This window comes from Serratia marcescens subsp. marcescens ATCC 13880 (assembly GCF_017299535.1).
In the GTDB taxonomy this organism is placed as follows: domain Bacteria; phylum Pseudomonadota; class Gammaproteobacteria; order Enterobacterales; family Enterobacteriaceae; genus Serratia; species Serratia marcescens.
Window position 1 is genome coordinate 1,521,026 of record NZ_CP071238.1, and the last position, 23,045, is coordinate 1,544,070.

24 protein-coding genes are annotated in these 23,045 nt (G+C 60.4%); 9 read left to right on the top strand and 15 right to left on the bottom strand.

All coding sequences use genetic code 11. The features are described 5' to 3' along the window. The first annotated feature begins 5 nt into the window (after positions 1-5). Positions 6-1,862 carry a M3 family metallopeptidase gene (locus J0F90_RS07255; protein WP_033640933.1) on the top strand — a complete coding sequence of 619 codons (1,857 nt, stop codon included), beginning with the start codon at positions 6-8 and terminating at the stop codon, positions 1,860-1,862. 63 nt (positions 1,863-1,925) lie between these two features. Here J0F90_RS07255 and J0F90_RS07260 read toward each other — a convergent pair whose 3' ends face one another. The 3 genes from J0F90_RS07260 to J0F90_RS07270 form a co-directional block, all read right to left on the bottom strand. Continuing rightward, on the bottom strand, positions 1,926-2,561 hold the full coding sequence (locus tag J0F90_RS07260) for a carbonic anhydrase (protein WP_004939270.1): 636 nt from the start codon (positions 2,559-2,561) through the stop codon (positions 1,926-1,928). Positions 2,562-2,848: 287 nt separating this feature from the next. Then, positions 2,849-3,109, bottom strand: coding sequence for a multiple stress resistance protein BhsA (bhsA, locus tag J0F90_RS07265; RefSeq protein WP_004939265.1), 261 nt, complete (start codon positions 3,107-3,109; stop codon positions 2,849-2,851). A 168-nt stretch (positions 3,110-3,277) separates the two neighbouring features. After that, the gene (locus tag J0F90_RS07270) at positions 3,278-3,907 is read right to left on the bottom strand and encodes a flavin reductase family protein (RefSeq protein WP_033640932.1); all 630 of its coding nucleotides are present in this window, start codon (positions 3,905-3,907) and stop codon (positions 3,278-3,280) included. Between the two features lie 118 nt (positions 3,908-4,025). On the opposite strand from J0F90_RS07270, the gene rlmF reads away from it, so the two are divergent. The 5 genes from rlmF (at position 4,026) to J0F90_RS07295 (ending at position 8,982) form a co-directional block, all read left to right on the top strand. Beyond that, entirely contained in the window at positions 4,026-4,991 is a 966-nt protein-coding gene (gene rlmF, locus J0F90_RS07275) for a 23S rRNA (adenine(1618)-N(6))-methyltransferase RlmF (RefSeq protein ID WP_168156235.1), read from the top strand. Positions 4,992-5,285: 294 nt separating this feature from the next. Continuing rightward, positions 5,286-6,590, top strand: a complete 1,305-nt coding sequence (locus J0F90_RS07280; RefSeq protein WP_033640931.1) for a methyl-accepting chemotaxis protein — start codon at positions 5,286-5,288, stop codon at positions 6,588-6,590. Positions 6,591-6,764: 174 nt separating this feature from the next. Beyond that, positions 6,765-7,334: a TetR/AcrR family transcriptional regulator gene (locus J0F90_RS07285; RefSeq protein ID WP_033640930.1), complete on the top strand. Its 570-nt coding sequence runs from the start codon at positions 6,765-6,767 to the stop codon at positions 7,332-7,334. 11 nt (positions 7,335-7,345) lie between these two features. Continuing rightward, positions 7,346-7,984, top strand: coding sequence for a GNAT family N-acetyltransferase (locus J0F90_RS07290; protein ID WP_033640929.1), 639 nt, complete (start codon positions 7,346-7,348; stop codon positions 7,982-7,984). After that, positions 7,972-8,982, top strand: a complete 1,011-nt coding sequence (locus J0F90_RS07295; RefSeq protein ID WP_033640928.1) for an alpha/beta hydrolase family protein — start codon at positions 7,972-7,974, stop codon at positions 8,980-8,982. The genes J0F90_RS07290 and J0F90_RS07295 overlap by 13 nt, the downstream gene beginning before the upstream one ends. 2 nt (positions 8,983-8,984) lie before the next feature. On the opposite strand, the gene ybiO is transcribed toward J0F90_RS07295, so the two are convergent. The 6 genes from ybiO to dps form a co-directional block, all read right to left on the bottom strand. After that, entirely contained in the window at positions 8,985-11,231 is a 2,247-nt protein-coding gene (ybiO, locus tag J0F90_RS07300; RefSeq protein ID WP_033640927.1) for a mechanosensitive channel protein, read from the bottom strand. A gap of 154 nt (positions 11,232-11,385) precedes the next feature. Further along, on the bottom strand, positions 11,386-12,108 hold the full coding sequence (gene glnQ / locus J0F90_RS07305; protein WP_004939230.1) for a glutamine ABC transporter ATP-binding protein GlnQ: 723 nt from the start codon (positions 12,106-12,108) through the stop codon (positions 11,386-11,388). Then, entirely contained in the window at positions 12,105-12,764 is a 660-nt protein-coding gene (gene glnP / locus J0F90_RS07310) for a glutamine ABC transporter permease GlnP (RefSeq protein WP_004939229.1), read from the bottom strand. Before glnP ends, glnQ begins: the two co-directional genes overlap by 4 nt. 102 nt (positions 12,765-12,866) lie before the next feature. Then, the gene (gene glnH, locus J0F90_RS07315; RefSeq protein WP_019454486.1) at positions 12,867-13,610 is read right to left on the bottom strand and encodes a glutamine ABC transporter substrate-binding protein GlnH; all 744 of its coding nucleotides are present in this window, start codon (positions 13,608-13,610) and stop codon (positions 12,867-12,869) included. Positions 13,611-13,949: 339 nt separating this feature from the next. After that, positions 13,950-14,216, bottom strand: a complete 267-nt coding sequence (locus J0F90_RS07320; RefSeq protein ID WP_033640926.1) for a DksA/TraR family C4-type zinc finger protein — start codon at positions 14,214-14,216, stop codon at positions 13,950-13,952. Between the two features lie 140 nt (positions 14,217-14,356). Continuing rightward, the gene (gene dps, locus J0F90_RS07325) at positions 14,357-14,860 is read right to left on the bottom strand and encodes a DNA starvation/stationary phase protection protein Dps (protein WP_004939215.1); all 504 of its coding nucleotides are present in this window, start codon (positions 14,858-14,860) and stop codon (positions 14,357-14,359) included. A 357-nt stretch (positions 14,861-15,217) separates the two neighbouring features. Here dps and J0F90_RS07330 point away from each other — a divergent pair, with 357 nt between their 5' ends. Beyond that, a complete protein-coding gene (locus tag J0F90_RS07330; RefSeq protein ID WP_033640925.1) occupies positions 15,218-15,769 on the top strand; it encodes a shikimate kinase in 552 nt (183 codons plus the stop codon). Here J0F90_RS07330 and nanQ read toward each other — a convergent pair. Together nanQ and rhtA are read right to left on the bottom strand one after the other, a co-directional pair. Further along, the gene (gene nanQ / locus J0F90_RS07335; protein WP_016928512.1) at positions 15,751-16,218 is read right to left on the bottom strand and encodes an N-acetylneuraminate anomerase; all 468 of its coding nucleotides are present in this window, start codon (positions 16,216-16,218) and stop codon (positions 15,751-15,753) included. The two genes, J0F90_RS07330 and nanQ, sit on opposite strands and share 19 nt — an antisense overlap. 132 nt (positions 16,219-16,350) lie before the next feature. Further along, complete coding sequence (gene rhtA, locus J0F90_RS07340) at positions 16,351-17,238, bottom strand: threonine/homoserine exporter RhtA (RefSeq protein ID WP_033640924.1); 888 nt, start codon at positions 17,236-17,238, stop codon at positions 16,351-16,353. A 400-nt stretch (positions 17,239-17,638) separates the two neighbouring features. Between rhtA and ompX the strand changes: the two genes are divergently transcribed. Beyond that, the gene (gene ompX, locus J0F90_RS07345) at positions 17,639-18,157 is read left to right on the top strand and encodes an outer membrane protein OmpX (RefSeq protein WP_004939201.1); all 519 of its coding nucleotides are present in this window, start codon (positions 17,639-17,641) and stop codon (positions 18,155-18,157) included. A gap of 90 nt (positions 18,158-18,247) precedes the next feature. Here ompX and J0F90_RS07350 read toward each other — a convergent pair whose 3' ends face one another. After that, positions 18,248-19,228: a nitrilase family protein gene (locus J0F90_RS07350; protein WP_033640923.1), complete on the bottom strand. Its 981-nt coding sequence runs from the start codon at positions 19,226-19,228 to the stop codon at positions 18,248-18,250. A 91-nt stretch (positions 19,229-19,319) separates the two neighbouring features. Here J0F90_RS07350 and J0F90_RS07355 point away from each other — a divergent pair, with 91 nt between their 5' ends. Next, complete coding sequence (locus J0F90_RS07355; RefSeq protein WP_033640922.1) at positions 19,320-20,192, top strand: LysR family transcriptional regulator; 873 nt, start codon at positions 19,320-19,322, stop codon at positions 20,190-20,192. Positions 20,193-20,196: 4 nt separating this feature from the next. Here the strand turns inward: J0F90_RS07355 and J0F90_RS07360 are convergent, their stop codons facing one another. The 3 genes from J0F90_RS07360 to otnI form a co-directional block, all read right to left on the bottom strand. Next, positions 20,197-20,727 (bottom strand): GNAT family N-acetyltransferase, encoded by a 531-nt coding sequence (locus tag J0F90_RS07360; protein WP_016928508.1) that lies wholly within the window; start codon positions 20,725-20,727, stop codon positions 20,197-20,199. A gap of 63 nt (positions 20,728-20,790) precedes the next feature. Next, entirely contained in the window at positions 20,791-22,161 is a 1,371-nt protein-coding gene (locus tag J0F90_RS07365) for a GntP family transporter (protein WP_016928507.1), read from the bottom strand. Between the two features lie 106 nt (positions 22,162-22,267). After that, positions 22,268-23,044 carry a 2-oxo-tetronate isomerase gene (gene otnI, locus J0F90_RS07370; protein WP_033640921.1) on the bottom strand — a complete coding sequence of 259 codons (777 nt, stop codon included), beginning with the start codon at positions 23,042-23,044 and terminating at the stop codon, positions 22,268-22,270. Position 23,045: the final 1 nt, after the last annotated feature.

The window sequence follows — 23,045 nt, forward strand, 5'->3', positions numbered from 1 at the left end:
CGGTTATGCAACAGGCTCTCGATTACTTCAATCAATTGAACCAGGATTACCTCGACGTTCACCGCGCCAAAGAAGAGCTGTTCTGGCAAAACTACATGGGCACCGGCGATGAAGGCGTGTCGGCGCGCTTTTCCGCCGCGGAAAGCGCCTATAAGCGCTTTATCGCCGAACCGCGCCGGCTGGCCGAGATCCGCACTCTGCTGGCCGGATTGGAAACGCTGCCGCAGGAGGCGCAGCGCGATGCGCTGATCCACGGCCTGCAAGGCTGGCTGCGTTTCTTCGACTGTAACGCCATTGAAGATCCGCAGGCGCAGGCGCTGTTGGATCAGATCATCCACGCCGAATCCGATCTCTACTCGCGCCGCAAGGGCTATCAGGTCACCCATCTGAATGCCGACGGCCGGCGCGTGGCGGCTTCGCTCGGCGAGCTGTTGACCAACCAGGCGACCAACCCGAACGAAGACTACCGCCGCAGCTCGCAGCAGGCGCTGCGCGATCTGGAGCAATGGCTGCTGCATAACGGCCTGCCGGAGCTGATCGGCCTGCGCAACCGCTTTGCGCGCCAGATGGGCTATCGTAACTATTTCGACTACAAGGTGAACAAGACCGAGCGCATGACGCCGGAGCAGCTGTTCGCCATTCTGGATCGCTTCGAGCGGGAAACCCGCGAGGCCAACGCGCGCAGTCTGCAACAGCTGGCGGCTGAGAAGGGCAGCCAGGCGCTGGAGCCATGGAACGTCCGCTTCGCCAGCGCCGGCGACGTCACCCGCCAACTGGATCCTTATTTCCCGTTTTCCCGTTCGCTGGAACGCTGGGTCGACAGCTTCAAACGCCTGCACATCGGTTTTGGCGGCGCGGAGATGAACCTCGATCTGCTGGTGCGCAAAGGCAAGTATGAGAACGGCTTCATGCACGGCCCGGTGCCGCCGTTTGTACGCCAGGGGGAATGGGTGCCGGCGCGCATCAACTTCACCAGTCTGGCGCAGCCGGGGCAGGTGGGCAGCGGGGCTTACGGGCTTAACACGCTGTTCCACGAAGGCGGCCATGCGGCGCATTTCGCCAACATTCGCCAGAATGCGCCGTGCTTTTCGCAGGAGTTCCCGCCGACTTCGATGGCCTATGCCGAAACCCAGTCGATGTTCTGCGACAGCCTGCTGGACGACGCCGATTGGCTGAAACGCTATGCGAAAAACGCCGCCGGTGAGGCGGTGCCCGATGCACTGATCGAAGCCGGCATCGCGGCGCGCCAGCCGATGCGGGCGTTCAACGAACGCCATATCCTGCTGGTGCCGTACTTCGAGTGGGCGCTGTATCAGTGGGATGACGGGCAGCGCACGCCGGAAGCCATCACCGCGCTGGCGCGCGAGGTTGAGCAGAAGATCCTCGGCATCAGCGGCAGCCCACGCCCGACGCTGGCGATCCCGCATCTGCTGTCGCTGGAGTCCGCCTGTTCTTATCAGGGCTACCTGCTGGCGATGATGGCGGTGGAACAAACCCGCCACTTCTTCCTGCAGCGCGACGGTTATCTGACGGACAACCCGGCCATTGGCCCGGATCTGGCGCAACACTACTGGTTGCCGGGCAACAGTGTCAGCCATGACGACACGCTGCGCAGCCTGACTGGCGAAGGGTTTAATCCGGACTATCTGGCGCAGGCCTGCAACCAGACGGTGGCGCAGGCGTGGCATGAGGCGCAGCAGACGATGGCCGCCGCGGCCAAGCGCCCGCAGCCGCCGGCGGATTTCGATTTGCAGGCGCACATCCGGGTGGTGGATGGCGAGACGGTATTGGCGGACAACGCCGAGGGTGACGAGCGGATGTGCCGCGACTTCGCTGCGGCGATAGAGGCGCGCTTGCCTTAAGGCTGACAATAAAATCCACGCCGCGGCGTGGATTTTATTTAATGATAAAAACCGGGCGTTATTTTATTCGAAATAGACGTCGGGATTATCGGCCAGAGACACGAAGCTCTTGGTGTTTCTATCCAGCGTGCGAATTTCGCCGCTTTCGATGTCGTACACCCAGCCGTGCAGGCGCAGCCCGCTGTTGCGCAGACCCACCGCCACAGAAGGATGGGTTTTGATATTATTTAGCTGAGCAATAACGTTCTCTTCCACCATAGCGTTAACTTTGTCTGTTTCGCTATTCCAGGTTTTCTTCTCGACCACCGCTTTGGCCGCATCCGCATAGTGCAGCCAGTGAGCTACCGCAGGCATGGGGTCGAGGCACTGGCAGGACGCGATAGCCTTCATGGCGCCACAGTTCGAGTGGCCACAAATCACGATATCAGTAACACCCAATGCCACCACTGCGTACTCGATGGTCGCAGAAACCCCACCCGGCTCCGGGCCAAAGGAAGGAACGATGTTGCCGGCGTTGCGGATAACGAACAGTTGCCCAGGTTCTTGCTGCGTCACCAGCTCGGGAACCAGACGGCTGTCAGAACAGGAGATGAAAAGCGCTTTAGGATTTTGGCTGGAGGCAAGGCTGCGAAACAGTTCCTTACGCTGTGGGAAAATCTCTTTCTGGAAACTGAGGAAACCTTCAATGATATGTTGCATACAACGCTCTCTGCATCTGTAGTCTGCGTAACATGATAATCATCCTCTTCCGTTAGTCCAGCCATGGGCAGGTAAAAAAATGTGTGTGCAAGCACCCCGCAAACCCCATTGAATACAGGGTTTCTGCCTGTTTGCGACGGTATTTCCCGGGTCGTTGACGCGTGGGGTGGTGATAATGCGGACGGCAAAAAACTCGCTGTCGTACCCATTCAGCGCTGACGTACGCGAACATAAAAAAAGCCCGCCGGGGTGATATCCGGCGGGCTTTTTGACGTCTGGGGCGGCGATTATTTGTAGATAACCGCGGTCGCGTGCATCAGGTTATTGCCGCTGGTAGAGGTGATGGTGAAAGCCTTGGCGCCTGCGGCATCGGCTTTGGCGGCCAGCTGAGACTTCAGGCTGCTCAGGTCGGTTGCGCCGCTGGCGACGATCACGCCGGCTTTTTCGAATTGGGCGGCATCCTGGGCGCTGACGTGTTCAGCGGCAAAAGTAGTGAAAGAAGCGGTGGCCAGGGCGATAGCGGCAGCAAAAGTTTTGATGGTTTTCATGTTCGTCATTCCTGTCAAAGTGAATTAGGGAGAAAGGGGTTTGCCTTTCGATGGGAAGATTATTGCGCAGTGACAGGCGGGATGAAATCGGAGAGTGTTGACAGTTTTGTTCAGATTTTTTGATTATTAATTCCCCCGTTCATCTTCTGCATAAACAGGGGGAGACGATCAGCGCGTCGGGCGCGCCAGATCGAAACGGTGCTGTTCGGAAATGCCGTAGTAGGCGGTTGGGCCGCCGGCGCGCAGGATAGGTTCGGCAGCGGCGGTCTGGTAGACGCCGTGTTCGTCCAGCAGCGCCGGATCGAGGTGCACCGCCACCACTTCGCCCAATATCAGCCAGGTCTCCACCTGTTCCCCGGCGGCGGTTTGCAGCTGAATGCACTGGGTCAGCCGGCATTCGAAGTTCACCGGGCTTTCGGCCACGCGCTCGGCTTTGACCCGGCGCCCGGGCAGCGGCGTGACGCCGGCGAAGGCGAATTCATCCTCGCCGCGCGGCAGGGGGATGGAACTGTGGTTCATCGCTTCCGCCAGCGGGCGTGTCGCCAGGTTCCAAACGAACTCACCGGTTTCCACGATATTCGCCACGCTGTCTTTCCAGCCGGTGCTGGCGAAACCGATGATGGGCGGGCGATAGTTGAAGCAGTTGAAAAAGCTGTAGGGCGCCAGATTACGCAAGCCGGCGGCGCTGCGGGAAGAGATCCAGCCGATGGGGCGCGGGCCGACGATGGCGTTCAGCGGATCGTGCGGCAGGCCGTGGCCGGCGGCGGGTTCATAATAATAACGAGATTCACGGTTCATGGGGGATCCTGCGGCAATCGATGAAGCTTTCATTGTGCCGGGTTTCCCGCCGCTGCGCCATTGCGGGCCGGATGTGTTATCTTACGCGCCGGAAATCCCTTCAAGAGAGCCCGTCACGGTGGAAAAAAAGAAAACCTTCCCGCAGCAGAAAAGCGGCTTGCATCCGCGCAACCGTCATCGTTCGCGCTACGACTTCCCGGCGCTGATCGCCAGCTGCCCGGCGCTGGCGCCGTTCGTAAAACCGAACGCCTGGGGCGATGTCTCGGTGGACTTCGCCGATCCGGCGGCGGTGAAAATGCTCAACCGTGCGTTGCTGCAACACTTTTACGGCATCGAACACTGGGATATTCCGGCTGATTATCTGTGCCCGCCGATCCCCGGCCGCGCCGACTATCTGCATCACCTGGCGGATCTGCTGGCGACCAGCAACGGCGGCGAGATCCCGCGCGGCAAGGGCGTGGCGATCCTCGACGTCGGCGTCGGCGCCAACTGCATTTACCCGATCGTCGGCCTGCGCGAATACGGTTGGCGTTTCACCGGCTCCGAAATCGATCCGGTGTCGCTCAACTCGGCCAAGATGATCGTCGAGATGAACCCGACGCTGCGCAACAGCGTGCGCCTGCGGCTGCAAAAACAGCCTGAGCTGATTTTTAACGGCATTATCGGCGTGGCCGAGAAATTCGACGCCACCCTGTGCAACCCGCCGTTCCATGCGTCCGAGCAGGAAGCGCGCGCCAGCACCCGCCGCAAGCTGCATAAACTGGGCAAAGGGGAAGTGGCCGCCAAGCCGGTGCAAAACTTCGGCGGCAAGAACAATGAGCTGTGGTGCGAAGGCGGCGAAGAAGCCTTTGTGCGCAAGATGGTGGAGGAGAGCGTCGGCAAGGCCAACAACTGCCTGTGGTTCACCTCGCTAATCTCGAAAAATACCACGTTGCCGGCCATTTATCATGCGCTGAAGGTGGCGGGCGCGGCCGAGGTGCGCACCATCGAGATGGCGCAAGGGCAGAAGATCAGCCGCTTCGTCGCCTGGACCTTCCACGACGCAGAGCAACAGGCCGCCTGGGCAGCCGAACGCTGGCGTTAATCTTCCCGGCGCCGGTTATCCTGCCGGCGCCGATAAAAATCCGCATTTTACCTTTCAATTTTCATTACTTACGTTATTCTCATTACGCATTTAATAATAAAAATCTTAGGTTGTTGGTTTATTTAAATTCGAATAATTACTTTACTGAATAAATAAATTTAATCCGGTTAATAGCAATAACCAGAAGGTTCGGCGCTGCCCGTTCCTTCCGCGATGGCACGTCTGCGTGTGGGCGCGGCATGTGGCCAGACAAAATAAGAAAAGCGCCATCATCTGCCACAAGGACTACACCTTATGCTGTTACGATTCAGTCAGTTAACTACCCACAAAGGCGCCGAACTGGGCGCGATAGAACACGCCGTTCCCATGATCGTATTCTCGCCCGACGGCACGGTCTTGCGCGTCAACGATCTCTTCCTCAACACGCTGGGATTTCAACGCGATGACGTGATTGGCCGGCATCACCGTATTTTCTGCGAGCCGAACTATGTCGCCAGCCCGTTATATCGCAAGCATTGGGAGACGCTGAATAAGGGGCAGCCCATCACGGACACGATAAAGCGCATCGCGAAAAACGGCGAGGCGGTGTGGCTGCAGGGCACCTACGCGCCGGTGCTGAATAAACAGGGTAAGGTGGTGGAAATCGTCAAGATCGCCAGCGAAGTGACCGAGCGAGTGACCCAGGCGCAGGAACACCGCAGCCTGCTGGCGGCGCTGAATCGATCGATGGCGATGATCGCTTTCACGCCGCAGGGCACCATTGTCAGCGCCAACGACAATATGCTGGCGCTGATGGGCTATCGTCTGGAAGAGGCATGCGGGCAGTCGCATGCGGTGCTGTGCCCGCCGGCGTTCGCCGCTTCCGACGATTATCGGCGGCATTGGCAGCGCCTGGCGCGCGGCGAGTTCATCACCGGGCGTTTTGAGCGCGTCAACCGGCGCGGCGAACGGGTATGGCTGGAGGCCAGTTACAACCCGATCCTCGACAATGAAGGCCAGGTGGTGAAAGTGGTGAAGATTGCCCAGGACATCACCCGGCTAATGCAACAGCAGCAGCACGAAGAAGAGATGGTGCGCAACGCGCATCATCTGTCGCTGGATACCGATCGGCAAGCGGCGCAGGGCGCGGTCATCGTGCAGCAGGCGGTGAAAGGCATGCAGCAGGTCGAAGCGGCGGCGCGCGAAACGTCGGGCGTGGTCACCGAGCTCGGCAAGTGCTCTCAGCAGATCGGCACCATCGTCGAAGCCATTCGTAAAATCGCCGCCCAAACCAACCTGCTGGCGATTAACGCCTCCATCGAAGCCGCTCACGCCGGTGAGCACGGGCGCGGTTTTGCGGTGGTGGCCAATGAAGTGCGCACGCTGGCGGAGCAGTCGCGCAAGGCGGCGACCGAGATCGAACGCATGACCAAGTCTATCCAGCAAGGCGTGGCGGCGGCGATCGCCGGCATGGCGACCTGCGTGGAACAGGCCGGCGGCGGTGTGGCATTGACCCACGATGCCGGAGAAGTGATCAACCAGGTCAATATCGGCATGCATGACGTCGTGAAGCTGATGCAGGCGTTTACGTCGGTGAAACAAGGCGACGCGTTGCACTGAGTCTGCCGGACGCCGCCCCTGAAAGCGGGGCGGCGTTTTTATATTCCCGCCGATTCGCACGCCGTTGAGCTGCGGTTCAATTTTACCGGTCTATGCTAAACTTAATGTGAACGAACGTTCGTTCATGTCAATTTATGGCGCCAGGCGCCCCCTTCACCGTTTCGGGAACTGACGATGGGAAACCGAGAAAAGATTGTTGAGGCCGCGCTGCACAGCTTTACCCATAAGGGATTTCACCAGACCAGCATGCGGGATATCGCCCAGGCGGCGGGCGTCAGCGTGGGCAACCTCTATAACCATTTTTCCGGCAAGGAGGCGCTGATCGGCGAGATCGCGCTGCTGGAAAACGGTGTATTCGCCGAGTTCGCCGCCGGATTATTGGCCGACAGAAAGCGGCCGAAAGAGGCGCTGTCGGCCTTTTTCACCGCCTATCACGCTTTTGTCGCCGAACCGGACAATGTGCAACTGTCGGCGGAGATTGTGGCTGAAGTGGCGCGTAACCCGGCATTGGCCGAACCGTTCAGCGCCAACCAGCGGCAGTTGATTGAGGCGCTGGCGACGACGATCGCCGAAGCTCAGCAAATCGGCGAGATAGCGCCGGCGATAGCGCCCTTGCCGCTCGCGCAACTGGTGCTGGACGTGATCGAAAGCCAGGCCTGGCGGCAGGCGATCTTCGCCTCGCCTTCGCCGGAGGCGATCACGCCGGTGCGGCTGTTGGAGCAACTGCTCTACCGCCAACCCTAGTCGAGGTTGATATGTTGCACATTGAGCCTTATCGCGACGCTGACCGGCTGCAAACGGCGGCGTTGATCTACGCCGCGTTCAGCGACAAATTCCAGCGCGCGCGCCGTCTGAGCGCCCGCCTTCAGTGGCGTCTGTTCTATCGGCTGTGGCGTTGGCGGCAAAGCGGCAGCCGGGAGCGCAGCTTCGTGGTGAAACAGAATGAACAGGTGGTGGCGGCTTTTGCCCTCAATGCGGCCGAGGCAGAGGGCGACGGCGGGTTGCGCCCGCGCGCATTGCCGATTTGGCGGCTGTGTCGCCGCTATGGCTGGCTGAACGTTTGGCGCATGTATCTGCAAATGGTGGTGTTGCAGCATGCCCCGGCGGCCGATGAGCTGTATCTCTCTTACCTGGCGGTGGCGGAGAATCAGCGCGGCAAAGGGGTGGGCAGGCGGCTGCTGCAGTGGATGAACGGCTACGCCGCCGAACAAGGCGCAGGCCGACGTCTGAGCCTGCACGTCAGCCGGCGCAACGTGGATGCGCAGCGTCTGTACCGGCGCTGCGGCTTTCAGGTGCGACGCGAAGAGCATTACGCCTTGCTGGGGCTGCTGTTCGGCCAGGCCGATTGGATATTGATGGAGAAACGCAACGGGGAGACGACGTGCGCAAAATAGGGCTGTGCCTCGTGGCGCTGGTTTTGGCGGCGCTTGGCTGGGTGATTTACGTCAACGACTTTCGCTTTGTCACCGAACCGGTCGCGGTGTCCGCCGGCGGCAATCGGTTGACCGGCACGCTGGTGCTGCCGGAGCATGCGCCGTTCAAGCCCGGCGTGGTGGTGTTCGTGCACGGCGATGGGCCGGCCAACGCCAGCCGCGACGAAGGCTATTACGGCATTTGGGAGGCGATGGCGCAGCAAGGCTATGCGGTTTTATCCTTCGATAAGCCGGGTGTTGGCGGCTCCGGAGGTAACTGGCTGCATCAGACCATGGCGGATCGCGCGCGGGAAACCGCCGATATCATCGACTGGGTCCGGCGAGACGGGCGCTTCGATGCGCGCTGCGTGGGGTTGTGGGGAACCAGCCAGGCGGGGTGGGTGATGCCGGAGGTGGCGCGTTTGCGCCCCGACATCGCCTTCACGCTGGCGTTGGCGCCGGCGATCAACTGGCTGCGACAGGGGCGCTATAACACCCGGGCGGCGATGGCGGCCGCAGGGGATGATGAAGCGCAGATCCAGGCGCGCGAGGCGCATTGGCGCCATATCCAAACGCTGCTCGAACAACCGGACGGCTACGCGGAGTACCGCCGCGAGTATGGCGCCGCCGCCGCATTGAGCGCCGACCGCTGGCGCTTTATCCGCGCCAACATGGCCAGCGACGCGACGGCGGGATTGCGGCATTTCGCCACGCCGGTGCACCTGATCCTGGGCGGGCGCGACGTCAACGTGGACGCGGACGAAACCGAGCGTGTGTATCGGCAAACGATCCCGGCCTCGCTGCTGACGGTGACGCGCATCGACGAGGCCGATCACGTGATGGTCAAGCCGCTGTTCGCGCGCCATCCGTGGCTGATCAACGTGGTGGGCCTGTTTGCCCCGCGCTCGGTGCAATACGACGCCTACCGGCAGGACGTGGCGGCCTTCCTGGCCGCTCAGCCCTGCGGGCGCGGGCGCTAACCTCAGATCGCCGCGGGCGGCGCCTGCTCGTCATGCGGCTGCGGCGCGCGGGAAATCTGCATCGCCTGCTGCGGCATGCCGATGCCGGCCCGATCGAAATGGATTTTCACCAGCCGGTCGAGGGCGTATTGCACCACCCACTGTTTCAGCGCCTGCGTGCGCACCGTCACGCGGGTGGTGAACGAGCGATCGCCCAGCGCCACCACGCCGTTGAAGACCGGCTCGCCAATCAGGAAATGCTTCACCTGTTCATCCTGCTTCAGCGCCTCGATGGCCTGATGCAGCACCGCATTGACCCGATCGATGTCCTCGTCGCGGCTGACGGTGTAATTGGCGCGGTATACCCCGAACTCACGCGCATAGTTGGCCAGCGTGGTGATCGAAGAGTACGGCACGATGTGATAGACGCCGTAGTCGTCGCGCAGGCCGATCGAGCGGATGGTCATGCGCTCCACGGTGCCGGTGATGCCGCTGACGGTCACGTATTCGCCGGTGTTCATGCCGTTTTCAAACTGGATGAACACGCCGGTGATCACGTCTTTCACCAGCGTCTGGGCACCGAAGCTGATGGCCAGCCCCAGCGCGCCGGCGCCCGCCAGCAGCGGCGCGATGTTCAGTCCGACCTGCGACAGCACGATCATCACGGTGATGGTGCTGATCACGATAGCCAACACGTTGCGAAACAGCGTCAGCAGCGTGCGTTCGCGCGCGCTCGGCCGCACGCCGTTGCTCAGCTCCAGCGCCAGGCGGTGCTCGATGATGCTGGCCATCAGCGTCCAGCTGAACACGGCGATCAACAGGATCAGCAGAATATGCACCAGCCCGCCGAGCGTCCGCTGGCCATTTTCGCTGCCCGCCCACTGGTACAGATTAATCAGATGCCAGGCATCGAGCAGGAACAGCGTCACCGCCAGCACCACCATCACCCGCAGTATCTTCAGCCCGTTCGGGATGTAGGAGTTGATGCGCCGCTCGAGCATCGGGTAGCGCAGATTGACGTCGGTCGGCAGTGAAATGCGGCGGAAAATCCAGCGGGTCAGCATGCCGGACAGCAGCGCGCCGACGCCGACCACCAACAGGCTTTTCACCGTGGCGCTCATCATAAAGCGCAGGCTGTTGCCGATGTCGAACTGGGACAGCACGAACAACACCAGAAAATAGGCGATCGCCAGCAGATGCCAGATATGCCCCAGGCCGCGCAGGATCACGCTGAAAAACGCCATCGACCGTTCGGCCAGCAGGTTGATCTGTTGCTGTATCGGCTTGCGGTTGTGCAGGATCAGCCAAAGGGCGTACAGCGTCAGCGCCAGCATCACCACCAGGTTGACGGTGGCGGCGGCCGGGTAGCTTATTTGTACCGCCACCACCGGCACCACCACCATCAGGCCGTAGCCGATCAGGCCGCTGAGCCAGGCGAGGCGCGTGTTCCAGTAGTGCGCGCTCCGGTCGCTGAAGGGGAAGGGGCGCAGATAGTCGAAGTTGGGGGCGAAAATCAGCCGCAGCACCGCCTTGAAAAATTCAATCACCGCGAAGGCGCTGAGAAACAGGGTCTGCAGCCGCAGAATGGTGGCGCTGTCGGCGTGGACGTGGCGGGCGAACAGATTGCCCGCCGCCAGCGCCAGCAGCAGCACCAGCAGATCGATGGCGAAAGCGCCGAGAATGGCGGCGGGGCGCTTATACCACGGGCCGCGCTGTAGCCGCGCATTGTGTCCCCAACTGCCCATGCGTTTGTACAGCGGCGCGATCAGCCGCCGGATCAGGTGGAACAGCGCAAAGGTGACCGCCACCGTCAGCAGAAAGTAGCCCAGCGCGCGGAAAAAGCCGGCGGGATTGAAAACGCGCTTCGGGCCGGAGTCGATCAGCTTTTGCAGCGCGCCAAGCTTTTGGTTAAAGGTGCCGATGCCTTCCTGCGCCAGCGAGTTCAGGCTGTCGCTCAGCGTAGCGGGCGTCGATTCTTCCGGCGTTGCCGGCGTTGCCGGCGTTGCCGGCGTTGCCGGCGCGGCGGCAGGGGCGTCGCCGGCGGTCTGTTTCAGGTGGTTGATGAGTTCCGCGCGCGCTTTGTCGTCTTGCAGCAGATCGGCCAGCGCGGCGTAGGCGGCTTTCTGCTGCTCGCTCTTGTCGGCGGGCGCGGACGGCGCATTTTGCGCCAGGGCCGGTGGTGCGAAGACGTTCAGGGCCAGCAACAGCAGCAGGAAAAGCAGGTGTTCTCGCAGATGAGAACCTCGTCGGGAGTATGCGTTTGGCGGCATGGTTCCTCTCTTTGGCGTTCTGTGATCGGCGGATATAAAAGCAATACGATGAAAAACAATGAATATAGTAGGAAAGGTGGCGCGACGGGGCGTGGGAGAGCGTGCGGAATGAAAGCGGCGGGCGCGTGGCGCGCCCGCCGTTAAACCGCCTGGGTCAGGACACGTGCTGCAGGAACTCCTGCAGACGCGGGCTTGGCGGATGATTGATCAGATCGTGCGGATTGCCGTCTTCGGCAATCCGGCCCTTGTCGATAAAGATCAGGCGCGACGCCACTTTTTCGGCAAAGCCGACTTCATGAGTGACGATGACCATCGTCATCCCTTCTTCGGCCAGATCCTGCATGACCTTCAGCACTTCGTGGCGCAGTTCCGGATCGAGCGCGGAGGTCGGCTCGTCGAACAGCATCATTTTCGGCTTCACCGCCAGCGCGCGCGCGATCGCCACGCGCTGCTGCTGGCCGCCCGACAGTTCGGACGGGTAGTGGTGGGCGCGCTCCGCCAGACCGACCTTGGCCAGCAGCTCGCGCGCCAGCTTTTCCGCATCGGACTTCTTCGCGCCGCGTACGCGGATCGGGCCGAAGGCGACATTTTCCAGCGCCGTCAGGTGCGGGAACAGATAGAACTGCTGGAACACCATGCCGGCTTCCTGGCGGATCAACCGATCGTCCACTTTCGGATCGTTGGCTTTCAGGCCGTCGACGATCAGATCGCCGCTGGTCACCTCTTCCAGCTTGTTGATGCAGCGCAGCAGGGTGGATTTGCCGGAGCCGGACGGCCCGATGATCACCACCACTTCGCCTTTGTCGATCTTCAAATCGATGTTGTGCAGCACCTGGGTTTGGCCAAAATGCTTGGAGACGTTTTTAAATTCAATCACAGGATTTTCATCCTTCTTTCCAGACGACGCAGCACGAAGCTCAGCACCAGGGTAATAATCAGGTAGATAACCGCCACGGCGCTCCAGATTTCCAGCGCGCGGAAGTTACCGGCAATAATTTCCTGACCCTGACGGGTCAGCTCCGCCACGCCGATCACGATGAACAGCGAGGTGTCTTTGATGCTGATGATCCACTGGTTGCCCAGCGGCGGCAGCATGCGGCGCAGCGCCAGCGGCATAATGACGTAGCGGATGGTTTCGCGGCGCGACAGGCCGAGCGCCAGGCCGGCCTCGCGGAAACCGTTATGGATAGACAGCACCGCGCCGCGGGTGATTTCCGCGATGTAGGCGCCGGAGTTGATCATGATGGTCACCACCGCCGCGGTGAACGGATCGATGCGCAAATCGGTGAACGCCATCGGCAGGGCGAAGTAAATGAACATCACCTGCACCACGATCGGCGTGCCGCGGATCACTTCGATAAACACCAACGCGATGTGGTTGGCGATCCAACCGCCGTAGGTGCGGGCAAAGCCGGCGACGAGGCCGATGATCAGGCCGCCAATCAGACCGAGGACCGAAATCCACAGGGTCATTTTGGCACCCTCTAACAAGATAGGAATGGCGGGCCAGATGGCGCTCCAGTCGAACTGCATGATATTTCTCCCGGTGATCCCAAACGTGGGTATCAGATACAACGAAGCGCAGGGGGTTAAGCGCCCCCTGTGCTTAAGTTAATAGCTTGCCAAATTCACAGCTTACTTAGGTTCGGTGCCGAACCACTTCTTGTAGATTTCGTTATAGGTGCCGTTCTCGCGCAGGGTTTTCAGCGCGCCGTTCACCTTCTCGCGCAGCGCGTCGCTGCCTTTAGGGAAGGCGATGCCATACTGCTGCGCTTCCAGCGAATCGCCGACGGTTTTGAACTTGCCGGCGCCGGCCGTCTTAATGAAGTATAGGATGTTTGGCGTGTCGTGCAGCACCGCATCGGCGCGCTTGGTGCCCAGTTCCATGTAGGCGTTGTCGATGTTAGGGAACTGACGCAGATCCTTGGTTTTGATGTGCTGCTTGGCGTAATCCACCGAGCCGGTGCCGCTCTTCACCGCCACCACTTTGCCGTTCAGATCGTCGATGCTTTTCACGCTGTTGTTGTCGGCGTTGACCATCACCAGCAGGCCGCTCTTGTAGTAACCGTCGGAGAAGTCGATGGCTTTCTTGCGCTCATCGGTGATGGTGATGCCGGCCAGCGCCAGATCGACGTTTTTGGTCTGCAGCGCCGGAATGATGCCGCCGAAGTCCATCGGTTTCAGGGTGTAGTCCAACTTCAGCTCTTTGGCGACGGCGGCCCACAGGTCGATGTCGAAGCCGACGTATTTGTCGCCTTGCTTGAACTCAAAAGGAACGAAAGCGGTGTCGGTGGCGACCACCAGTTTGTCTGCTGCGTGAGAACTTACGGCAAAGGCCAGGGAGAGTGCGGCCAGGGAGACTTTAAAAATCGACTTCATGAGAGGAATTCCTGTACAGGTTGCGGATTACCCATTTTTTATATTGCAGTTGGTGCCATGAAAAAATCGTGCCATGTTTTCAACTACTATAAAAACAAAGAGTTACTTCGTGATGTTGTGCCGGAAAGGCGAATTGTTATGGTTGTGCACCACAATGAGGCACTAAAATGGTGCGTAAGAATTATCTTGGTGCACGGGGCTATCATTAACCAAATTTTGGCTGTGAAACAACCGTTCTTTAACGTTTTTGCTTCAATATTGATAACTAACTCTAACTTTCATGATGCACCGACGGTGCAAGCGGGGGCCGCGAGAGGAGAAAAAGGGGAGCAGATAATGCTAACGCAACTGGCTGTCTTTGCTGCCGCGCCGGTTGTACAGGCTGGTGGCCGCGTGTTTTTTGTCTTGTTCGGTCTGGCAGGCGAGGCAATAACGCACGCCTTTTAACGCCTTGCGGCGCGCCTCGGGGATCGGTTCTCCGCATTCCTGGCAATAGCGTTCGCTCTCGCCGTGCCCGAGCGCTTCACGCGCGCGCTGCACCGCATCGTCGACGGTGGAATCAATCTGATCTTGTACGGCGCCGTCCGCCGCCCAGCCGCTGGCCATCATCACCTCCTGACAAGGAAACCCTACCGTTTAATATGGGCCGTTTTTTGTACAATGCAACGGTCGTGCAAAAGAAAACAGGCCGGGCGAAGCCCAGCCTGCGCTGCCCGGAACAACGGGCGATCTGCAACGCTTTCGCGTTATTCGATATTGGATTCGATGAACCACAGGAATTTGTCCAGATCGCGCGAGGCGGCGGTGAACATATCGGCGGTGTCTTCGTCTTCCACTTCGGTAATGGCTTTGCGGATGTCATTCGCGACCGCGCCGTAGCGATCGGCCAGCGCTTTCAGGTGCTCTTGCACGCTGTGGATATTGGTCGGGTAGCTTTTCAGCGGCGTCCGATCGTTCACCACCTGTACGGTGCCCAGCGCCACGCCGCCCAGTTGCACCACGCGTTCGGCGAAGGTGTCCTGATGCTCGATGATGGCGGTGCGGAAGCCGTCCAGCATTTCATGGACCGCAATGAAGTTCGCGCCGCGCATGTTCCAGTGCGCCTGTTTGGTGATCAACGAAAGATCGATAAATTGCACGACCTGATGGTTCAGCGCCTTGATGGCGGCCAGTTTAACTTTTTCGTCCAGATCGTTACGGGTATACAGCAGATCAGAAGATTTCGTTTTCACCAGTTTAGCGGTACTCATATCAGATATCCTCTTGATTAGTCGTTGTCCTATTTCGTTACGGGATCAATTATAGCAGGGCTGTTTATTTTTGCCGGACGAAAATGGCTATTGCACAAATAGGGTTAGCCTACGAATAATTGGTCTGGTTGAATTTTTATTTAATGCAACAGCATGAAAAATATAATTATTTATCATTCACTGATTTATTATTTATGGCTGTGAAAATTTACCTTGGTTATTTTATTTTTTCGCCTGCGGGTTTCGGCTAAATATCCGCTTTGTTATCGTGGTGTTAATTTCTCATCCATTCATATTGATAGCGGTAATTGATGCCGCTACAGTAGGGCAATTATCCTCTCTCTTTATAGGCGAATAATGAAAATTAACGTCGTCGGCACCAGCGGCAGCGGTAAAAGCACCCTGGCGCGTCAACTGGCGGAACGGCTTGGCGTGCCCTATATCGAGATGGACAGGCTGTATTGGCGGCCCGAATGGCAGGGAACGCCCGATGACGCGTTCCTGGCGCGGCTTGAACAGACGCTGGCCGAAGCGGGGGATGGCTGGGTGCTGGACGGCAATTACAGCCGCACGCAACCGATCAAGTGGCGCGAGGTCGATTATATCCTGTGGCTGGACTACGGTTTCTGCCGCACGTTGTGGCAAGCCGTGCGGCGCGCGTGCCGACGCGCGGCCAGCAAAAGCGAGCTGTGGCCGGGCACCGGCAATCGGGAAAGCTTCCGCCGTTCTTTCTTTAGCCGCGAGTCGATCGTGCTGTGGACGATCCGCACTTACTCTAAGAACCGGCGAAAATACCTGGCGGAGATGGCCCGTCCCGATGCAGGGCGCCGTTTCGTGCGCTTGCGCTCTCCCCGCCAGGCCGCCGATTTTCTACGGACGCTGCCGCAGGCTCACAGCAGCAGGCGGTGATGGATCCTCACCACCGCTTTCTTGACGTGCTGCGGCTGCTGCCACAGGCAGCCGGTCTTATGCGGTTCCATCTGGAAAAAGATCGCGAACATACCGTGCGTCATGTGCAGCGTTTGCGGGTGGCGTTTGATGTCCAGCAGCAGCAGGTCGCTATTTTCTGCATGCGGATGTTCGCGATGCCAGTCGCCCGCCAGGCCGTATTCGATGCGTTCTTCGCCGCTGATCAGCAGATGCAGCGCGATGTACTCCTGATGCATTTCGGCACGCTTTTCCGCCGCCGGCACGGTGGTCAGCGTCATCACGTCCATAAAGATGTTATCGCCGTCGATCGGGTGATGGCCCAGCGCCAGTTCGGGCAGGTCGCATCGGCGCAACTCGGTCAGGGTTGAAACCAGCGCTGGCGCGAGTCCGCGGCCGAAGCGTGGGTTGAACAGGCTGTTGTGAATCACTGTTATTCTCCATGTGAGCGAAAGTCCAAAGAGCCTGCGATACAGGCTAAGGGGAAGTATGCCGATTTGTCACGAGGAAAACAGTTAACCCGCCTGCATTCCGGCGTTGCGGTCGGCAGGCGAGTCAGGCGATCAGGAAAGGCTTTCGAGGCGCGGTTTGGGGCGAATGGTCAGGGCGGAACCCATGGAGGCGGCGATGATCGCCGCCAGCGCCAACCATTGTACGCCGCTCAGGTGTTCGCCGAGGAACAGCATGCCGGACAGCGCCGCCATCGCCGGCTCCAGGCTCATTAAGGTGCCGAAAGTGCGCGCCGGAATTTTGGGCAGCGCGATGATCTCCAGCGAATAAGGCAGCGCGGTGGAGAGGATCGCCACCGCCAGCGCGACCGGCAGAATATCGAGGTTGAACAGCACGCTGCCGGTTTGCCAGGCGCCGATCGGGCAGAACACCAACGCGGCGATCAACGAACCGAGCGCCACCGTGCCGGGGCCGTGATCGCCGCCGGCCTTTTGGCCGAAAATGATATAGACTGCCCAGCAGGCGCCGGCGCCGAGCGCACAGGCGGCGCCGAACGGATCGATCCCGCCTACGCCGTGGCCGAGCGGCAACAGGAACCACAACCCGGCGATCGCCAGTACCACCCAGAGAAAGTCGATCGGCCGCCGTGACGAGAACATGGCCACCGCCAACGGGCCGGTAAACTCCAACGCCACGGCGATGCCGAGCGGCACGGTGCGCAGCGACAGGTAGAACAGGTAGTTCATCGCGCCGAGCGACAGGCCGTAAATCAGCAGCGGCAAGCGGCTGCCGGCGGCGATGCGCATACGCCACGGGCGGAAGATAATGAACAGAATCAGGGTGCCGATGAAAAGACGCAGCGTCGTAATGCCTTCCGCGCCCACGATCGGGAACAGGCTTTTGGCCAACGAGGCACCGCTTTGGATAGACACCATGGCGATGATTAACAGACAGATGGGCAGCAGCGCGGAGGGCGCTCTGCCGGAAGTAGATAACGACATCCTTAACGAGCCTTTTTTGCGCCGTTCCTCAGCCTTGAGAAAACGGTCGAAACGGGGATGCGAGCAGTGTAAATGAAATGGCGAAAATCTGTCTGAGAAAAGCGCGCATCGCGGTGAAATCCGCCGATCCTCGGATGAGATGTGGCGAATTTGGTCAAAAAGTGCGCTTTTTCTTGAGAATTATCTGGATATTAAATTGGTGATTTTTGTCACAGAACGCCGTAGAATACGGCCGAAAATAGAGCGAAAAGAAGCAGATACACTGTTCTTGAAATCTTCTGTTACACGATATAAAGCATTAGACACTCATTTCAAGGCAGAGTTTCACGCTAATTTTTGTTATATTTTCAAAGCATGAACAAATGGATGTACTTAATAATAAAACGCGTTTGAGGTGGTTATGAAAAAAATTGCATGTCTTTCCGCAGTAGCAGCTTGCGTATTAGCAGTTAGCGCAGGTACCGCATTCGCTGGTCAGAGCACCGTATCCGCTGGCTATGCGCAGGGTGATCTCCAAGGCGTTGCTAACAAGGCCAACGGTTTCAACCTGAAATACCGTTACGAGTTCGACAACAACCCACTGGGTGTGATCGGCTCCTTCACCCACCTGGAAAAAAATCGTTCTGAAAGCGGTTTCTACAAGAAATCTCAGTACGATTCCATCACCGCAGGTCCAGCTTACCGCTTCAACGACTGGGCGAGCATCTACGGTGTGATCGGTGTTGGCTACGGCAAAAACATCGACAACGCCCAGGCTGGCGGTAACAAAGGTGGCAACAGCGACTACGGCTTCACCTACGGTGCCGGTCTGCAGTTCAACCCAATCGAAAACGTTGCCCTGGACGTTGGCTACGAGCAGAGCCGCATCCGCAGCGTGGACGTTGGCAGCTGGAACGTTGGCGTAGGCTACCGCTTCTAAGATTTCTTCATGCCTGCGGGCGTGAATGCGCGGCACAGGTTGCCGCGCGGATAAAAAATCCGCCTTCGGGCGGATTTTTTTTATCTGTCATTAGCCGCCGCGCCCCGTCGGCTGCGTCGAAAAGCGCGCGCTGCGGGCATCGCGCTCATAGCCTTGCGGTTCGGTCAGTAAACCGTACAGCTCGGGGCGGCGTCCGTAAATCCAGCGGCGGCCGGTGCTGAGCGGGATCAGCGTCAGATCGAGATCGGCGCTGACCAGCCGGTCCTCCGCCGCCCAGGTCTCCGCCACGATGCGGCCGTAGGGATCGAGGATCATCGCATTGCCGGTGCGTACCTCATCGTCATCGCGGCCCACGCCGTTGCTGAACAGCAAAAACAGTCCGTTGTCATGAGCGCGCGAGGGCAGCCAGCGCATCAGCCAGCCGCGGCCGTGTTCGCCGCGAAAGGCGGCTTCTATCGCCTGCGGATCTTCCGCTCGCCGCTGCCACAGCGCCTGTGGGATCGGCTTCATACCGTGCGGGCTGCGCGAATGGGTGCCGCCGGTCTGGTGCGGGGCCATCAACACCTCCGCGCCCAGCAGCGCCGTCGCGCGCGCATTCTCCACCAGATTGTTGTCCCAACAGATCAATACGCCCACGCGCACGCCCCAGGGGGTGTCGAACACCGTATAGCGATCGCCGCTGGCGAGAGCCGGATGTTCGAAGGCGTGCAGTTTACGGTGCACATGCAGCGCGCCGTCCGGCAGGCATACGGCGTAGGCGTTGTAGCAACGGCCGTCATCGCCCAGCTCGATCAGCCCGACGCCGATCGCCATGTTGTAACGCTCCGCCAGCGGGCGAATGCGCGCCAGCGAAGGGCTGGCCGCGATCGGTTCCGCCAGCGCCCGCACTTCGGCGTCGGACAGATGGCGTACGTGCCAATAGCCGGTGATGCACATTTCCGGGAAGGCCAGCAGCTGTACCTGCTGCTCGGCCGCCTGAGCGATAAAGCGCTCGATGGTCGACAGGTTGTAATTTTTATCGTTGGCGCGATGCTGGAATTGCACCGTGGCGGCGCGCAATGAGATGGTCATGGGGTCTCTCCGGTTAGGGTCTGCGTTGATTACAGCAGGTGGATTGATTACTGTATAATCAATTAAATTCCTTATTCGATAACTTAATGGAATGGATATAAAACAACTGCGCGCCTTGGTGGCGCTGGCCGAACAGGGCAACTATCGTCAGGCGGCGAGCCGGCTATGCATCAGCCAACCGGCGCTGAGCAAGCAAATTCAGGCGCTGGAAACCCAGCTCGGCGTTCGATTGTTCGAGCGTGGCCGACAGGGGGCGGTGCTCACCGCCGGCGGGCAGCGGCTCTACCCGGAGGCGCAGGTTCTGGTGGCGCAGTACCAGCAGTTTCAGCGGCGCGCGCGGCGGGTGGCCCTCGGGGAAGCGGGGCGGCTGTCGCTGGGATTTGGCCTTTCCAGCTTTCATCTGGCGCCGCAGCTGGTGGCGGCCTTTCGCCAACGGTTCCCCGAGGTGGCGATCGGCCTGGAGGACTTGCCGTCGGAACGCCAGTATCAGCTGTTGCTGCAGGGAGAGTTGCAGGCGGGGTTCGTGCGCTTGCCGGTCAATACGCCTCTGTGCGGCGTGGCATTGCTGAGCGATCGGTTGGTGCTGGCCGCGCCGGGCGCGCTGGCGCTGCGCGCCGACGATCTGATGGCGCGTTTCAATCAGTTGCCGCTGTTGCAGCTGACGCCCAAACGCGGGCGCGGGCTGAGCGATCAGTCGCTGCGGTTTATCGCCGCTCACCGGTTGACGCCGAATGTGGTGCAGCAGGCCGGTGATATCCAAACGTTGTTGGCGTTGGTTGCCGCCGGCGTCGGTGTCGCGCTGCTGCCGCACAGCATCACGCATATCGCGCCGGCCGGCATCGACATTTTACCGCTGAGCGGCGAGGAGACGGAGTGGCAGGTCGGTATCGCCTGGGATCCGCAGCGCACTGACGCGCTGCGGGACAACTTCATTCAGACGGCGTTGACGGTGCAACGAGCTTAGGCATTCAAAGCGGGCAATGCATCACGACAATCGGGCTCTGGTGATACTCGCTGCGGTGGCTTTCGCTAAAGCCGACTTTTTTCGCCAGCGCCAGCGAGGCCTGGTTTTCCGGCGAGATGATGCAGACGGTTTGCGCGCCCGGCAGATGCGTCTTACCCCAGGCCAGCGCCGCCCGCAGCGCCTCGGTGGCGTAGCCTTTGCCGTGCGCCGAGCTCACCAGCGTCCAGCCCATTTCCGGCGCGTCGAGCGCCGGGGTGATGTCGCGCAGGAAGTTGGAGAAGCCGATGCTGCCGAGATACTCGCCGCTTTGTTTGTCACGCACCGCCCAATACCCGTATCCCAGCAGCGCCCAGTGGCCGACGTAGCGCATCAGGCGCCCCCAGGAGTCTTCCCGGTCGCGCGGCGTGCCGCCGATATAGCGCACCACCAGCGGATCGGCCCACAGCGCGGCCAGCGAGTCGAAGTCGTCCAGCGTGTGCGCGTCCAGCCGCAGGCGTTCGGTGATAAGCGTTGGCGCGGTGTTGATTACGGTCATGTTGCTGCTCCTGCACAGGGTGAAAGGCGATGAAAAACAACGGCGTTCAGTATGCCAGAGAAATCACACCGCCAGCCACAACAGCCAGGTGAACAGAAAGCCGCTCAGACCGAGCAGGGTGGTCAGCACCGTCCAGGTCTTCAGGCCATCGGCCACCGACAGCCCCAAATAGCGCGTGACGATCCAAAAACCGGAGTCGTTGACGTGGGAAAGCCCCAGCCCGCCAAAACAGGTCGCCAACGTCACCAGCACCAGCTGCAGCTGATTCAGCCCGCTGACCGCTTCTGACAACAGGCCGCCGGTGGTCAGAATCGCCACGGTGGCGGAACCCTGTGAAGCGCGCAGCGCCAGCGAAATGATAAAGGCGGCGGGCACCAGCGGCAGGCCGATGGCCGTCAGTACTTCGGCCAGCGCCTTGCCGACGCCGGATTCCACCAGCACCTTGCCGAACACGCCGCCCGCGCCGGTCACCAGGATCACCACCGCGGCGGTCGGCAGCGCGGCGCCCATCACGTCGCTGGCGTGTTGCAGGCTCCAGCCGCGGCGCAGCGCCAGGAAGTAGAAGGCCAGCAGCAGGGCTATCATCAGCGCCACCGCCGGCGACCCCAGCAGAGACAGCGCATCGCGCAGCGCCGAGCCTGCCGGCAACAGCGTGGCGGAGACGGTGCCGAGCATGATGATGGCGATCGGGATGACGATCAGCGCCGCCACCAGGCCGGCGCCGGGCGGGTTGATGCGATCGCTGAGGGGCGCGTGATCTTCCGGCCGCGGCTCCGGCGCCGCCAGCTGCAGCTGTTCCAGCACCTCTATCGATAACGGATAGGTTTTGCGGTTGAGGTAGTTGGCGGCGAAATAGCCGATCACGCCGACCGGAATACAGATCGCGAGGCCGATGATGGTCAGCCAACCGATGTCGGCGTTGAGCAGGCCGGCGGCGGCGACCGGGCCGGGGTGCGGCGGCAGCGCGACGTGTACCGTTAACATCACGCCGGCCATCGGCAGGCCGAACTTCAGCGGCGACACTTTGGCGACCTTGGCGAAGCCGTAAATAATCGGCGCCAGAATGATAAAGCCGACGTCGAAGAAGACCGGAATGCCGAGGATAAATGCGGCGAGGGTCAGCGCGGCGACGGTATGTTTCGGCCCCAGCCCCTGGCTGAAGCGTTGCGCCAGCGACTCGGCGCCGCCCGAGTGTTCGATCATGCGCCCGAGCATCGCCCCCAGACCGATGATGATGGTCACCGAGCCGAGCACGCCGCCCATCCCGGCGGTCATCACTTTCATCACTTCACCGGTCGGAATGCCGCTGGCCAACGCCACCAGCAGACTGACCACCAACAGCGCGACAAAGGGTTGCACCTTCGCCTTGATCACCATCAATAACAGCAGCACCACGCCGAGTACGGCAATCAGCAACAGCAGAGAGGTAGACATGAAAAAAGCCTTTCGTTGGGTAAGCGTTGGGCACCGCGATCGCCGCGTGGCGATACGGGTGCGTTTCATTGTTATAAAATCGTTTTCCTGGTGTCGGCGTGCGGCTTTAGCGGTAAGGCTTCAGCCAGCCGAGTCCGGCGGCGGTGTCGCCGCGCGGGCGGTATTCGCAACCGATCCAGCCCTGATAGCCGAGCGCATCCAGCTTGTCGAACAGCCACGGGTAATTCAGTTCGCCCTCGTCCGGTTCATGACGATCCGGCACCGAGGCTATCTGGATATGCGCGTAGCGCCCGGCCAGCGTTTCCAGCAGCCCGCTGATATTGCCGTCCACTAACTGCGCGTGGAAAAAGTCGAACTGGATGAACACGTTCGGTCTCTCGATCGCCGCCACCGCTTCCGCCGCCTGATGTTGACTGGCGAACAGGTAGTCGGGCTTGACCGGCGGGCTGAGGGCTTCGATCAGCACCTTGACGCCGTGCGGGGCGAAGGCGTCGGCGGCATAGCGCGCATTGGCGATAAAGGTGTCGAGATAACGCTGCCGATCCGCGCCCGCGGGCACCACGCCGGCCATCAGGTGCACGCAGGGGCAGGAAAGGGCGATGGCGTAGGCCAGCGCGCGATCGATATCAGCGCGCGCATCTTGCTCGCGGCCCGGCAGCGCCGCCAGCCCCCATTCGCCGGCGGCGACATCGCCGGGCGCGGTATTGAATAGCACCTGTTGCAGGCCGTGTTCGCGCAGCTTTTCGGCCAACAGCTCGGCGGGATATTCGTAAGGGAACATGAATTCCACCGCGCTGAAGCCTTGTTCGGCAGCGGCTGTGAAGCGATCGAGGAACGGCACCTCGGTAAACATCATCGATAAATTGGCGGCAAATTTAGGCATG

Bases quoted from the DNA above. Each gene is read 5' to 3' on its own strand.
- glnH (WP_019454486.1), bottom strand. From the start codon at position 13,610: ATGAAGTCGATTTTTAAAGTCTCCCTGGCCGCACTCTCCCTGGCCTTT.
- J0F90_RS07290 (WP_033640929.1), top strand. From the start codon at position 7,346: ATGTTGCACATTGAGCCTTATCGCGACGCTGACCGGCTGCAAACGGCG.
- bhsA (WP_004939265.1), bottom strand. From the start codon at position 3,109: ATGAAAACCATCAAAACTTTTGCTGCCGCTATCGCCCTGGCCACCGCT.
- glnP (WP_004939229.1), bottom strand. From the start codon at position 12,764: ATGCAGTTCGACTGGAGCGCCATCTGGCCCGCCATTCCTATCTTGTTA.
- J0F90_RS07350 (WP_033640923.1), bottom strand. From the start codon at position 19,228: ATGACCATCTCATTGCGCGCCGCCACGGTGCAATTCCAGCATCGCGCC.
- J0F90_RS07270 (WP_033640932.1), bottom strand. From the start codon at position 3,907: ATGAACCGTGAATCTCGTTATTATTATGAACCCGCCGCCGGCCACGGC.
- J0F90_RS07280 (WP_033640931.1), top strand. From the start codon at position 5,286: ATGCTGTTACGATTCAGTCAGTTAACTACCCACAAAGGCGCCGAACTG.
- rhtA (WP_033640924.1), bottom strand. From the start codon at position 17,238: ATGTCGTTATCTACTTCCGGCAGAGCGCCCTCCGCGCTGCTGCCCATC.
- dps (WP_004939215.1), bottom strand. From the start codon at position 14,860: ATGAGTACCGCTAAACTGGTGAAAACGAAATCTTCTGATCTGCTGTAT.
- ompX (WP_004939201.1), top strand. From the start codon at position 17,639: ATGAAAAAAATTGCATGTCTTTCCGCAGTAGCAGCTTGCGTATTAGCA.
- J0F90_RS07360 (WP_016928508.1), bottom strand. From the start codon at position 20,727: ATGACCGTAATCAACACCGCGCCAACGCTTATCACCGAACGCCTGCGG.
- otnI (WP_033640921.1), bottom strand. From the start codon at position 23,044: ATGCCTAAATTTGCCGCCAATTTATCGATGATGTTTACCGAGGTGCCG.
- J0F90_RS07285 (WP_033640930.1), top strand. From the start codon at position 6,765: ATGGGAAACCGAGAAAAGATTGTTGAGGCCGCGCTGCACAGCTTTACC.
- J0F90_RS07255 (WP_033640933.1), top strand. From the start codon at position 6: ATGCAACAGGCTCTCGATTACTTCAATCAATTGAACCAGGATTACCTC.
- J0F90_RS07330 (WP_033640925.1), top strand. From the start codon at position 15,218: ATGAAAATTAACGTCGTCGGCACCAGCGGCAGCGGTAAAAGCACCCTG.
- J0F90_RS07365 (WP_016928507.1), bottom strand. From the start codon at position 22,161: ATGTCTACCTCTCTGCTGTTGCTGATTGCCGTACTCGGCGTGGTGCTG.
- J0F90_RS07355 (WP_033640922.1), top strand. From the start codon at position 19,320: ATGGATATAAAACAACTGCGCGCCTTGGTGGCGCTGGCCGAACAGGGC.
- J0F90_RS07260 (WP_004939270.1), bottom strand. From the start codon at position 2,561: ATGCAACATATCATTGAAGGTTTCCTCAGTTTCCAGAAAGAGATTTTC.
- J0F90_RS07320 (WP_033640926.1), bottom strand. From the start codon at position 14,216: ATGGCCAGCGGCTGGGCGGCGGACGGCGCCGTACAAGATCAGATTGAT.
- ybiO (WP_033640927.1), bottom strand. From the start codon at position 11,231: ATGCCGCCAAACGCATACTCCCGACGAGGTTCTCATCTGCGAGAACAC.